This window comes from Roseibium sp. RP-7 (assembly GCF_053005225.1).
The window spans coordinates 2,171,375-2,183,538 of sequence record NZ_JBRKQA010000001.1 but is presented as its reverse complement, the minus strand read 5'-3'; the positions used below and the strand labels follow the sequence as shown (position 1 = coordinate 2,183,538).

General features: G+C 59.1%; 11 protein-coding genes. 6 read left to right on the top strand and 5 right to left on the bottom strand.

Translation table 11 applies throughout. The features are described from left to right. Window positions 1-38: 38 nt before the first annotated feature. The 3 genes from ACVDG9_RS09950 to ACVDG9_RS09940 all read left to right on the top strand — a co-directional run bounded on the left by ACVDG9_RS09950 (window position 39) and on the right by ACVDG9_RS09940 (window position 3,685). Window positions 39-911, top strand: a complete 873-nt coding sequence (locus tag ACVDG9_RS09950; RefSeq protein WP_447237873.1) for a metallophosphoesterase family protein — start codon at window positions 39-41, stop codon at window positions 909-911. Beyond that, window positions 908-2,590 (top strand): ABC transporter ATP-binding protein, encoded by a 1,683-nt coding sequence (locus tag ACVDG9_RS09945; protein ID WP_447237872.1) that lies wholly within the window; start codon window positions 908-910, stop codon window positions 2,588-2,590. Before ACVDG9_RS09950 ends, ACVDG9_RS09945 begins: the two co-directional genes overlap by 4 nt. Window positions 2,591-2,710: 120 nt before the next feature. Then, window positions 2,711-3,685, top strand: coding sequence for a DUF808 domain-containing protein (locus tag ACVDG9_RS09940; RefSeq protein WP_075281569.1), 975 nt, complete (start codon window positions 2,711-2,713; stop codon window positions 3,683-3,685). A gap of 155 nt (window positions 3,686-3,840) precedes the next feature. On the opposite strand, the gene ACVDG9_RS09935 is transcribed toward ACVDG9_RS09940, so the two are convergent. From ACVDG9_RS09935 to ACVDG9_RS09925, 3 genes are all read right to left on the bottom strand, one after another. Continuing rightward, window positions 3,841-4,068 (bottom strand): histidine decarboxylase, pyruvoyl type, encoded by a 228-nt coding sequence (locus ACVDG9_RS09935; RefSeq protein WP_522731717.1) that lies wholly within the window; start codon window positions 4,066-4,068, stop codon window positions 3,841-3,843. A 127-nt stretch (window positions 4,069-4,195) separates the two neighbouring features. Then, window positions 4,196-4,918 carry a type 1 glutamine amidotransferase gene (locus tag ACVDG9_RS09930; protein WP_447237871.1) on the bottom strand — a complete coding sequence of 241 codons (723 nt, stop codon included), beginning with the start codon at window positions 4,916-4,918 and terminating at the stop codon, window positions 4,196-4,198. Between the two features lie 40 nt (window positions 4,919-4,958). Then, window positions 4,959-5,657 carry a GNAT family N-acetyltransferase gene (locus ACVDG9_RS09925; protein ID WP_447237870.1) on the bottom strand — a complete coding sequence of 233 codons (699 nt, stop codon included), beginning with the start codon at window positions 5,655-5,657 and terminating at the stop codon, window positions 4,959-4,961. A gap of 232 nt (window positions 5,658-5,889) precedes the next feature. On the opposite strand from ACVDG9_RS09925, the gene ACVDG9_RS09920 reads away from it, so the two are divergent. The 3 genes from ACVDG9_RS09920 (at window position 5,890) to ACVDG9_RS09910 (ending at window position 9,244) form a co-directional block, all read left to right on the top strand. After that, entirely contained in the window at window positions 5,890-7,047 is a 1,158-nt protein-coding gene (locus ACVDG9_RS09920; RefSeq protein WP_023003994.1) for a WD40/YVTN/BNR-like repeat-containing protein, read from the top strand. Between the two features lie 222 nt (window positions 7,048-7,269). Beyond that, the gene (locus ACVDG9_RS09915; RefSeq protein ID WP_447237869.1) at window positions 7,270-8,664 is read left to right on the top strand and encodes an aminotransferase-like domain-containing protein; all 1,395 of its coding nucleotides are present in this window, start codon (window positions 7,270-7,272) and stop codon (window positions 8,662-8,664) included. A gap of 172 nt (window positions 8,665-8,836) precedes the next feature. Further along, entirely contained in the window at window positions 8,837-9,244 is a 408-nt protein-coding gene (locus tag ACVDG9_RS09910) for a DUF983 domain-containing protein (RefSeq protein WP_023003992.1), read from the top strand. Window positions 9,245-9,515: 271 nt separating this feature from the next. Here the strand turns inward: ACVDG9_RS09910 and ACVDG9_RS09905 are convergent, their stop codons facing one another. Both ACVDG9_RS09905 and ACVDG9_RS09900 read right to left on the bottom strand, forming a co-directional pair. After that, window positions 9,516-11,615 (bottom strand): molybdopterin-containing oxidoreductase family protein, encoded by a 2,100-nt coding sequence (locus ACVDG9_RS09905; RefSeq protein WP_447237868.1) that lies wholly within the window; start codon window positions 11,613-11,615, stop codon window positions 9,516-9,518. A gap of 104 nt (window positions 11,616-11,719) precedes the next feature. After that, the gene (locus ACVDG9_RS09900; RefSeq protein ID WP_447237867.1) at window positions 11,720-12,157 is read right to left on the bottom strand and encodes an EF-hand domain-containing protein; all 438 of its coding nucleotides are present in this window, start codon (window positions 12,155-12,157) and stop codon (window positions 11,720-11,722) included. Window positions 12,158-12,164: the final 7 nt, after the last annotated feature.

Below are 12,164 nucleotides of genomic sequence, written 5' to 3'. Positions count from 1 at the left end.
CGCTCTCCCTACCCTTTGTTAAATTCAGGAAATTCAACGTGTCCGTACGCATTGCTGTTGTCGCCGACATCCACCACGGCAAACCTTCCGCGACCAAGCGCGGTGACACTGCCCTCGACCTGATGGCCGAGTTTGCCCGTTTCGCCAACGATGCTGCCCCCGATTTCGTCGTCGATCTGGGCGATCGGATTTCCGATATGGACCGCGACACAGACCTTCAGCTGGAACGCGAAGTCGCCGACGCCTTCAAGGCCGTCGATGCTCCGGTCCACCACATCAATGGCAATCACGACCGCGATCACCTGGATGTTTCGGACAACGAGGAAATCCTCGGTCAGTCCCTCGCCAACGTGACCTTCGATGCAGGTGACTGGAGAATTGCTCTGTGGCGCGCAGACAGCAAGATCCATCGGACGCCGGAGCATTCCGGGTTCATTCTGCATGAGGCCGATCTCTTGTGGCTGTCACGCGTTGCACAGAACACGGACAAGCCTCTTCTGGTGCTCAGCCACGTTCCCGTTTCCGGTCATGGCCAGATCGGTAACTACTACTTCGAACGCAATCCGTCAGCTTCGACCTACCCGATGGCAGAACGTGCCCGCGCGGCACTGGCGCAGTCCCGGCAGCCGGTGGTCTGTCTGTCCGGCCACGTTCACTGGAACACAATCACCACGGTGGACGGCATTACCCATCTGACACAGCAGTCGCTCACCGAAAGCTTCACCACCAGGGGCCAACCTGCCTGTGCCTTCGGTTTGCTTGAGCTTGACGAAACCGTCTCCTGGCAGGTGCAGGGCCTCGACCCGATTGCCCATTCGTTCAAGCCTCATGCCGACCGCTGGACACCGCCGCTACCGGACTTCAACCAGCATCCGGAATTTGCCGCAAGACGCCGCGGAGACCTCAAATGACCCAGCCGGTACTGGACGTTCAGGACCTCAGGATTTCTTTCGGTGCTCATGAAGCCGTGAAAGGAATTTCCTTTGCAATTCATGCGCGCGAGACACTTGCGCTGGTCGGAGAGTCCGGTTCCGGCAAATCGGCCACGGCACTTTCCATCCTGCGGCTGATCGAACGAGAAGGTGGAACGATTGGCGGGGGCAGCATCCGCCTGAACGATGGTGATCGCTCCCATGACTTGCGAAGCCTGTCGGATGCACAGCTGACAGCTCTGCGCGGCAATGCCATTTCCATGGTTTTTCAGGAGCCGATGACCTCACTCAACCCGGTTCTGAAAATCGGCGACCAGGTTGGCGAGGTCTTCATTCGCCACCGGAAGTTCGACAGGCGCAAGGCCATGCAAGCCGCGGAAGAAGCCCTCGATCAGGTGCGCATTCCGGATCCGGCGCGGCGGCTGCAGCAATATCCGCACGAACTTTCCGGCGGCCTGCGTCAGCGGGTGATGATTGCTATGGCGCTCGCCTGCAGGCCCAAACTGCTGATCTGCGATGAACCGACAACGGCTCTGGACGTCACCACCCAGGCGGAGATCCTGACACTGATCCGGAACCTTCAGGCAGAGATCGGCATGGGCGTTCTGTTCATCACACACGACATGGGCGTCGTTGCCGAGATTGCCGACCGGGTCGTCGTGCTTCGCAACGGCGAAAAGATGGAAGAAGCCAGCGTACACGATCTTTTCGAAAGGCCGAAGGCTGCCTACACAAAGGCGCTGATGGCGGCAACGCCGAAACCGGGTTCTGGAACCAGCACGCAGGAGGCCGGGACCGAGACAGTGCTGGATGTTGAGCAACTGTCGACAAGATTTCCCGGCAAATCCGGCCTGTTTTCCAGGAAATCCGGCGGCGTTCTGGCCGTGAACCGCGTTTCGCTGAAGGTTGCGCGTGGCGAGACGCTTGGTCTGGTTGGCGAATCCGGTTGCGGCAAGTCGACCCTGGCGCGGTCCATTCTGCACCTGATCGAACCTGAAAGCGGATCTGTCCGGCTTGACGGTCATGTTCTGAACAGCTCCTCCCGGCAGGCGCTCCGCGAAACGCGGAAGGACATGCAGATGGTGTTTCAGGACCCTTATGCGAGCCTCAATCCGCGGCTTCCGGTACATGAGCTGATTACGGAGCCGGCACGGATCCACGGCCTTGTCTCGCGCAAGGACCAGAAGGAACTCGCAGCGGATCTGGTTGAAAGGGTTGGACTGGAGCGCGATGCCATCAATCGCTTCGTGCACCAATTCTCCGGCGGACAACGTCAGCGTCTGTGCATTGCGCGTGCCTTGTCGGTGGAACCGAAACTCATCATTGCGGACGAAGCGGTTTCCGCGCTGGATGTTTCCATTGCCCGGCAGATCACTGATCTGATGCTGGAACTGCAACGCACGGAAGGTCTGTCGTTCCTGTTCATCTCACACGACATCGGCGTGGTGGAGCGGGTCAGTCACCGCATTGCGGTGATGTACAAGGGCGAGATTGTCGAAACCGGTCCAACCGAACAGATTCTGAAAAACCCGCAGCACCCGTACACACGCCGCCTGTTGTCTGCAGTTCCAAACCCGATGCCGAAGCAACGCCGCAAGTCTGCGGAGGCCTTCACGGCATTTCCGCAGGAAAGCACCACACTGGCGGCCCTGGCCTAACCAACATCAGGCCAATTCGTTCCGGTGCTATCTGTTTCAGGAATATGCGGCTCTTTACTGGCCCCTCACCCGGCAACACGCTATATCCTTGCCCCGGACGGACACAGACCTGGAGCTGCCATGAGCGGATTGCTTGCCCTACTCGATGACGTTGCCGCAATCGCCAAGATTGCCGCGGCCTCCGCGGATGACGTGATCGGCCAGGCGGCCAAGGCGGGTGCGAAGGCGGCCGGAGCCGTGATCGACGACGCAGCCGTCACTCCGAAATATGTCGCCGGATTTTCCCCTGCACGCGAAATTCCGATCGTCTGGCGGATCGCGAAGGGATCAATCAAGAACAAGCTGATCTTCCTGCTCCCTGCCGGCCTCCTACTCAATGAGTTTCTACCAGGTATCATCACACCGTTGCTGATGCTGGGTGGCGCCTACCTGTGTTTTGAGGGGGCGGAAAAGATCTATCACATCTTCAAGCCCCATCATCATGACGCCGACGAGCCGGAAGGCTTCGTTGCCGACCCGTTGCATCTGGAAGAACAGAAGGTTTCCGGCGCCATCAAGACCGACTTCATCCTGTCGGCGGAAATCATGACGATCGCCCTCGCCGAGATTCCTGAAAGCACCATCTGGATGGAAGCCGCCACGCTTGCAGTGGTCGCAATCGGAATCACCGTTCTCGTTTATGGCTCCGTTGCCTTGCTGGTAAAGGCGGACGACTTTGGCCTGATGCTGACGCGCAGAGGCCGCCTGTCGCTGACCCGCGCCATCGGCCACGGCATTGTGAAAGCCATGCCCGGCTTCATGAAACTGCTGATGACGGTTGGTACCGCCGCCATGCTTTGGGTCGGTGGCTCCATCGTGCTGCATGGTATGGACGTTCTGGGCTTCGGGCAGATCTACGGCATCATCCACGACATTGCCCACAACGTGGCTCATTCGGTACAGGTCGCTCAAGGCTTCCTCACATGGGTGGTAACGGCAAGCCTGGACGGTCTGTTCGGCCTTGCACTCGGCATGCTGCTGATCCCGGTCACCAGCAAGGTGATCCTGCCGGTCTGGCGGCTCGTCAGAGGCAAGTCAGCCGCGAAGAGCCACTGACGTTCCAGCGGTCGGCACGGCAAAAACAAAGGCAATCGACAGGAGACAGTCGATTGCCTTTTTCTTGAGTGAGCAAAGCGTAGGATTTCCTATATGCCGAAGAGACCGGGACATGTCAGCCCGACAGCCTGCTCCCAGTCGCTCAATGTCAGTTCCTAAAACGTATTGAAGCCGGAAGCCGGACCTTCTGGTTGAGCAAACGTGATGTCAGGCGCAACAGTGAGTGCCGTACCGACGAAGCCAGACTTCATGATGACATAGGCATAGGCCATGAAAGTGCGGTCATAGGGCACCGACAGGTCCTTGTCGCAGTCAACGATCCGCCAGGCGACGGATGCCTGGTGCTCTTCCAGGAACGCCTTTGATTGAAATGATGTGCAGATCGCAGATCCGCCACGCCCTTAAACACCTGCAAGCGCGAGAAGTCCAAATTAGCGTTTAGATCCAAATAAAATTCTACCTTCGCAAATTCGAGCATTGCGATTGAACGGGCATGGTTGGCTCTGCAGATCAGGCTTCGGCGTTACCGGGCAACAGCATCCCGAGTTCTTCGCCCGACAGGAACATTGCAAAGAGATCTGCCGCCTTGTTCGCATCAAGAGGCATGGTCTCGATCCGTTTCGGCAGATCAGCGCGCTGCGTGTCGTTCAAAACATATCCGCGCAGCTTCACAATGCCCGCAAGATAGTCCGGATCTATTTCCGGATGCGGCTGGCATGTCAGGATCCGGCCAGGCAGATGAAGCCCGGCAATCGGGCAACCTGAACTGCTTGCAACAACTTCAAGCCCCTTGGGCGCCATTGTGACCTGGTCCTGATGCCAGGCATTGAGCACCAGTTTTTCGTGACCGAAACCGCGATAGGTTTCCGGGCCTGCGGTAAATCCCCTGGGCGACCTCTCCACCTTACCACCAAGGGCCTGAGCAATGATCTGGTGACCGAAGCAAACACCGATCAGAGGGCGCTCGCTCTGGTGGATAGCGCGGATAAGATCCTCAAGCTGCGGAATCCAGTCGTGGTCTTCGTAAGCTCCGTGGCGGGACCCGGTTATCAACCAGGAATCCGCTGCTTCCGGCCCATCGGGGAACTGGCCCGCCTCAACATCATAGGTCGTGAAGGAAAACCCGCGACCGGCCAGCAACTGCCGGAAGCATGCATCGTAGTCGCCCAATTCCTGTGCCAGTTCGTCGGGGGCATGCCCGGGCTGCAAGATGCCGATATGTCTGGAGTTCATCGATAGGTCTCGTCTGGCGGATCCGGCTGGCGCCGATCGCTCATGATTGACCGCTCTTTGCAGCATCCGCAAGACACGCGCCAAGTTTGCGCTTCTGCTCTCCGGATGACTCGAAATTCTCCGCGGCCAACCAGGCTTCGTAGCCCTTTTTCAGCGCCGGCCATTCCTTGTCGATCATGGAGAACCACGCTGTATCGCGATTGAGACCCTTGACGACAAGATGCTGCCGGAAGACGCCTTCCTCGCTGAAACCGAAACGCAAGGCGGCCTGTCTGGACGGAATGTTGTCGTTGTTGCATTTCCATTCAAAACGCCGATAGCCGAGTTCATCGAACACATATTTCATGAACAGATAGAGGGCTTCGGTCGCCCCGCGTTTGCGCGAGATCAGCGGTCCCCAATAGATATTTCCAATTTCGATGACGCCGTTGGCCTCGTCGATCCGCATAAGTGTCTGCCGCCCGGCAACTTTACCGGTTTCCTTGTCCACGATTGCAAAAAAGAGCGGATCCTTGCTGGCTGCAGCCTTTTCCACCCACCCGCGGAAAGCGTCTTCCGACTCCGGTGGATACTCAGGCAGCCAGCGGAATTTCTGATCGCCGTCCGGCACATCGGAAGCTTCGAATAGCCCGGACGTATGATGCACCGGGTCAAGCGGCTCCAGAACAACGTAACGGCCCTCAATCGGCTTGTGCTCCGGCCGGGGACGCGCGGTCCAATGGCTAAGGTCTTCAGGCATGATCATCTCCGGAAAGGGCATGGCTTGCATGTGCCGGCAGTTTGCTACCGGCAGGCGCCCACTGTCTACCGTTTCACTGGTACCGCGAGAAGATCCAGTTTCTCGAGACCAACAGAACCAGTTAGAAGGCTCTTTTCCTTTAGGCCGCACCACGCCGTAAAGGAGCAACGAAGCCCATCTGCAACCAACAAAACTCGTGTTAAGCTCGGCCGGTTTCTGGAGGAGGCAAACCATGACTTCGGGTGTAACGGTGCTTGTTGGAACCACCAAGGGAGCGTTCCTGCTGAACGGTGGAAGCGACCGTGGAGGCTGGAAGGTAAAGGGACCTTTCTGCGATGGCTGGCCGATCAATCACGTGATCGGCGATCCGGAAAGCGGCACGATCTGGGCCGGCGGCGGCGGCGAATGGTCCGGCGCGGGCGTCTGGCGTTCTGTCGACGGCGGCGAGACTTGGGAAGTTACACGACTGACCAAAGGGACGCTCGACGACTGGGCAGCCAATGATCCCGAGACGGCCAAGTTTCTGAATTGGACACCTCAGGATCTGCCTTTTGCGGACGACTTCTCGCAAATCTGGTCGCTCGGGTACGCCCACGGCACGCTCTACGCCGGCACCAAGCCCGCAAGATTTCTCGCCAGCCGGGATGGCGGCAAGAGCTTCGCGCATCTGGAGGGGCTTGCCAATCATCCGTCCGCAGACAGCTGGAACCCGGGTGCGGCCGGCCTTGTGCTGCACACGATCGTTTCCGACCCGGACAATCCGAAAAAGCTCTGGATTGGCATTTCTGCGGCAGGCGTTTTCGCCAGCGAAGATGGCGGCATGACGTGGGAGCGACGCAACCGGCTGTCCAACGCGGCCGCCTGTGAGGGACATGATCACCCTGCCTCCCCGCGCGACGGCGAGACCGGCCATTGCGTTCACAACATGATGCGTGCACCTGGCGACAATGACCTGCTTTATCAGCAGAACCACCACGGCGTCTGGCGATCCGCAGACGGCGGGCTCAACTGGGACAACATCACCGACGGCCTTCCCTCCACCTTCGGCTTCCCGATCCGCGTTCATCCGCGAGATCCTGACACCATCTGGACGCTCCCGCTTAACGGAGACACCGAAGGCCGGTTTCCCCCCGGTGCGGCGGCAGCCGTCTGGAAGTCCGATGACGGTGGCCGAACCTGGCGGGACAAGCGCGAGGGCCTTCCGCAGGAAGCCTGCTTCTTCACGGTTCTGCGTCAGGCGATGGGCGGCGACACACGAGACCCCGCCGGGCTCTACTTCGGCACAAACTCAGGCTCGGTTTTCGCCAGCCTGGATGAAGGTGAGACCTGGCAGGAAATTGCCCGCCATTTGCCGACTGTGCTGGCCGTCGAGGTTTTGGACCGAGCATAAAACCAGCTGATATCGGGAAGGCCCTGCTGCCAGCTCGCTGCCACACGTTCGTCACGACCACATCTTCCTGGACACAAAGACCGTTCAGCACGCGCGCTGTTCGCCAGCCGCCCATTGTTCGCAAGCTCCACTGGGTGCCTCACACTGAAGCGAATGATTGGTGACATCCCGGCACGACCTCTGTATACAGTCAATATCCAGTCAATTTGAAAGCAATTCTTCATGACCGAATGGTGTCCGGACCTTTCCGCCAGCAGTGCTCCGCGCTATGCCGCGATCGCGGACGCCATTGAAGAAGATATCCGAACCGGACGCCTTTCGCCTGGAGACCGGCTTCCTGCGCAGCGCCAGTTGGCAGCCCGGCTCGGGCTTGACTTCACCACCGTTGCACGCGGTTACACCGAAGCCCGCAGGCGTGGCGCTATCTCCTCCATGGTTGGCAGCGGCACATTCGTCACCGGCCCCGACAGCGTGCTGGGCGGCGGCGTTGCAACGCGTGATGCCAAGCGGCTGTCACCTCCGGACTTTTCCATGAACCTGCCGCCGGAAGTCAGTGACCCCGGCCTGATTGCCCGAATGAAAGAGGGGCTCACGGCGCTTTCGGCCGACCTCATTCCGCTGCTTCGATACCAGACAATTTCTGAAAAAGACCCGGACCGCCAGGCTGCAGCACGCTGGCTTGCCGGGGTTGGCCTCAAACCCGACCCGGAAGATATTCTGTTTGCTCCCGGTGCTCAGGCAGCCCTTGCCGGCATTCTTGCAACGCTTTGCGAGCCGGGTGACCGGATCGCATGCGAAGCCGTCACCTATCCCGGGATCCGCTCCATCTGCGGACAACTCAGACTGGAGCTTTGTGGCTTGCCGAGCGACGAAGAAGGCATTGATCCGGAGGCCTTTCGCAAAGCGTGTCTCGACGGTCGCCTGAAGGCACTCTATCTCAATCCCACTCTGCACAACCCAACCACTCGCACCCTCTCCGAGCAGCGGCGCCGCGACCTTGCCGCCACCGCGCAGCGCCACGGCGTGCCGATCCTGGAGGATGATCCCTACGGCCAGCTCAGCCGCAAGCAGGTCCCGTCGATAGCCGCTCTTGCTCCGAATATCACCTGGTACATCGGTTCTCTTTCGAAAAGCGTTGGAGCCGGTCTCCGGCTCGCCCACGTCCTTGCCCCGGACCGGAGCGCTGCATGGCAGTTCGCTCGTTCACAGCGCACGTCCAGCGTCATGATTTCCCCGCTCACGACAGCCCTCGCCACGCGCTGGATCGAAGATGGCACTGCCAGAGCCCTGCTTCGGCACATCCGAAGCGAAAGCGCGGCCCGGCAGGAGCTGGCCGCCCGCTATCTGAAAAGCCAGAAGTTTGACGCCGACCCTGACGGATTTCATATCTGGCTTGCCTTGCCGGAAGGCTGGTCTCGTCCGGCCTTTGTCAGCCAGATGAGGAACCAGGCTGTCGGCGTTGTGGAAAGCGACGCCTTCACAATTGCCGGAAAGGCGGATGAATCCGTACGGCTCTGTCTGGGTGGACCACATGATCGCGCTCAGATCGATAGCGCGTTCAGGGTCATTTCCGAGGCATTGGCGTCAACGCCGGACAAGACCTCCACCTACTTCTGAACGAAAAGGCAAAGACTGCACACAACCCTCTGCCAATCTGCCGCAGGCGATTGGCTTGCCATGCAAGCAATTTGCTTTATCTTTGACTGCAAACATATCCATTCATTCAAATATTGACTGGATTAACGTCTCCGGCTCGAACCGGAAGACCTCTCGCAGGAAAAGGTGTTCCATGACCACTCCACAAAGCTGGCCGCAAATTCCGCCGATCCGTACCGGCATCAAGGGCCGCTGCCCGCGTTGCGGCGAAGGTTCCATCTTCGACGGCTTCCTGAAACTGAAGCCGAAATGCGACCACTGCGGACTTGATTACAGCTTTGCCGACCCTGCGGACGGGCCCGCGTTTTTCGTGATCTGCTTCGGCTGCATTCCCGCAGTCGCCTTTGCGATCTGGCTCGAAATCGCGTTTACAGCCCCTTACTGGGTGCATTTGGTGACGACCCTGCCGCTGATCCTGGTGACCTGCATTCCTATGCTTCGACCGCTCAAGGGCTGGCTGGTCTCAAGCCAGTATTTCTACAAGGCGGAAGAAGGCAAGCTGGCCACACCGGTTTCCCAATCCTCGGAAAGCCAGGTCTGACGTTCGGAAGCCCCAAGCCGGACCAACGACCAGACTTTCCCGAGGCAGGCGGTGACATCGGACGGGCGATGCACCGCCTTTTCTTTTCTTAAATTGAGAGGCTATGGAGCAAGTGGCCCATCCTTCGAGACGGTGCTTCGCACCTCCTCAGAATGAGGATGAGTGTGTTGCTCTGCTTGCGTCTGAATGCACGTCCACCTCATCCTGACGAGCGAGTTCGCTCGCATCTCGAAGGATGGGCCGCAATTACCTAACAAACCGGCAGTCAGCGTCAGACGGCCCTCACCCACACGGCCGTGTCGTGAAACGCCGCGCCACCATACGGCGCCACCGGGTCAGCACCGGTAAGCGTGTTGATGCCGCGGCCATCCTCGAATGCATCGTTCGGCCAGATCCCTTCCGAGATCACGGTTCCGGGCGCGACGGTCGCAACATATCGCGCATGCAAAGTCACGACACCGCGCCGGTTGCCCATCTTCACCTTGGCACCGTCTTCGATGCCGAAACGCTCTGCCTCTTCCGGACGCATCCAGACCTCCGGTCGGCCTTCCTTCTTCTTCGAACTGTCGGTCTCGTTGAACGTGGAATTCAGGAAAGAGCGAGCTGGCGATGTCACCAAGCGGAACGGATGCTGCTCGTCTGCAAGTTCGATGCTGTCCCATTGATCCGGCAACTCCGGCATCGTCTGCCAGGGGCCGAAAATTGTGCCGTCTTCCGGCTTGTTGGGAGCAGAGGAACGCCCCCAGTCAGCCTTGAAGTGGAACTTGCCGTCTGCGTGACCGAAACCGTTGAGATAATGCGCCGTTTCGAAATCAGGCTGCAGATCAATCCACTTTCCAGCTTCCAGGTCTGCGAGCGTTCCATAGTTGGAATTGCGCAACAGCCAGTCGATATGGTCGCGCGCGCTCATATCGAATCCGGGGTGAGGTTTTGAGTCAACGCGCCTGGCGATCTCGTTGATAACAAATATATTTTCCCTAGGACCTTCCGGCGACTCAACAGCTTTGGGACCCAGCATCAGATACTGGTGTCCGCCGCCTTTATAAAGGTCGTCATGTTCCAGAAACTGGGTTGCCGGCAGCACGATGTCTGCCATCTGCGCTGTCTCTGTCAGGAAATGCTCATGGACGACGGTGAAGAGGTCCTCGCGCGCGAACCCCTGCTTTATCAGGTCCTGCTCCGGTGCCACGGAAACCGGGTTGGTATTCTGAATCAGCATCGCCTTCACCGGCGGACCACCAAGCAACGCCGCTTCGTCGCCCGTGAGAATACGGCCGACAAGGCTCTGGTCGAGGGCGCGCACAGCCGGGTCCTTCAGCGAGCCGGCTTCGATCATTTCCTTGTTGAGTTGATAGATCGCGCCGTTGTTGTGGAAGGCGCCGCCGCCCTCTTCCTTCCAGCAGCCGGTGACAGCGGCAATGGAACTGGCAGCATGCATGCCGACTGCACCATTGCGCGACCGGGTGAAGCCGTAGCCGAGCCGGAAATAGGTCTTCTTGACGGAACCGATCAGCTGCGCCAGCTCCTCGATCCTTGAGACGTCCAGCCCCGTGATCGAGGCAGCCCACTCCGGTGTCTTCGTTTTCAGATGCGCTTCCAGCTCGGCTGGACAATCCGTGTAGGTTTCCAGGTAATCCCGGTCGGCATGGCCGTCGCGGAAGAGCACATGCATGACAGCGCAGGCAAGCGCGGCATCCGTGCCGGGTTTCAGGATGATGCCGATGTCCGCCTGCTTCATCGTTTCGGTCTCATAGACGTCAACAACAATGATGCGTGCGCCGCGTTTCTTGCGGGCGGCAATGGCATGGGTCATCACGTTGACCTGGGTCGCGACCGGATTTGTGCCCCAGATGACGATCTGGTCGGAAACCGCCATTTCACGCGGATCGGGTCCGGCCAACTTGCCGGTGCCGGCAACATAGCCTGTCCAGGCCATGTTGGTGCAGAAACTGTCGAACTGACGCGAGTAGCCCTTGGTATGACGCAGCCGGTGGATACTGTCCCGCTGCACCATCCCCATCGTACCGGCATAGTGATAGGGCCAGACGCTTTCGGCTCCGAATTCGGCTTCCGCAGCCAGGAACTTTTCAGCGATCAGATCCAGCGCCGCATCCCAGGAGATTTCCTCAAAACGGCCTTCACCTTTCTTGCCGGTGCGCCGCAGCGGCTTCAACAGCCGGTCCGGGTGGTAAAGCCGTTCGGGATAGCGCGCGACCTTGGCGCAGATAACGCCTGCGGTATAGGCATTGTCCTTGGCACCATTCAGCCGGCGTACGTCGCCATGCGGATAAAAATGCACCTCCAGCGCGCAGGTCGACGGACAATCGTGCGGACAGGCGGAAAAAGTGCTCTTGGGCGGCTGCTGGGTCATGATGCCTTACTGAATTCCTCGAACATGAGCCCGGCAAGGTTCCCCCAGCGCGGCCACCTGTCAAGTCGGATGGCCGCTTTTACCCATTATCCGGGTGGTTCGTTTCACCCGCGTGGGCCGAAATCCGCAACTGTTACGACCCCGTCGCCGTTGCGGTCGATCATTTCGATCCAGGAGGATGCGTTGTCGAGAAACTCGGCTTCAGAAACCTTGCCGTCGCCGTCGGTATCATTGACTTCAAGGCGCATGCCGTTTGCCGGGTTTCTTGCACCTTTCCCCATTCCCTTGGGCTCATTCTCTGCCTGATCCTGGGCTCTTGCCTCATCGAAGAGAACATATTCCACTGCATCCAGAAAACCATCGTCGTTGGCGTCGAAACTGGCAAAGACATTGCCGCGCCGTTCCCGCGCCTCTTCAGCGGTCACTGCACCGTCACCATTCAGATCCCAGTTTTCGATGAAATGCGCCCCAGGCCCTTCTGCGGCAAAACATGAGCCCACGGTTGCCAGAATGAGGGCGGCTCCGAGCGTGATCGATTTCATGTGATTT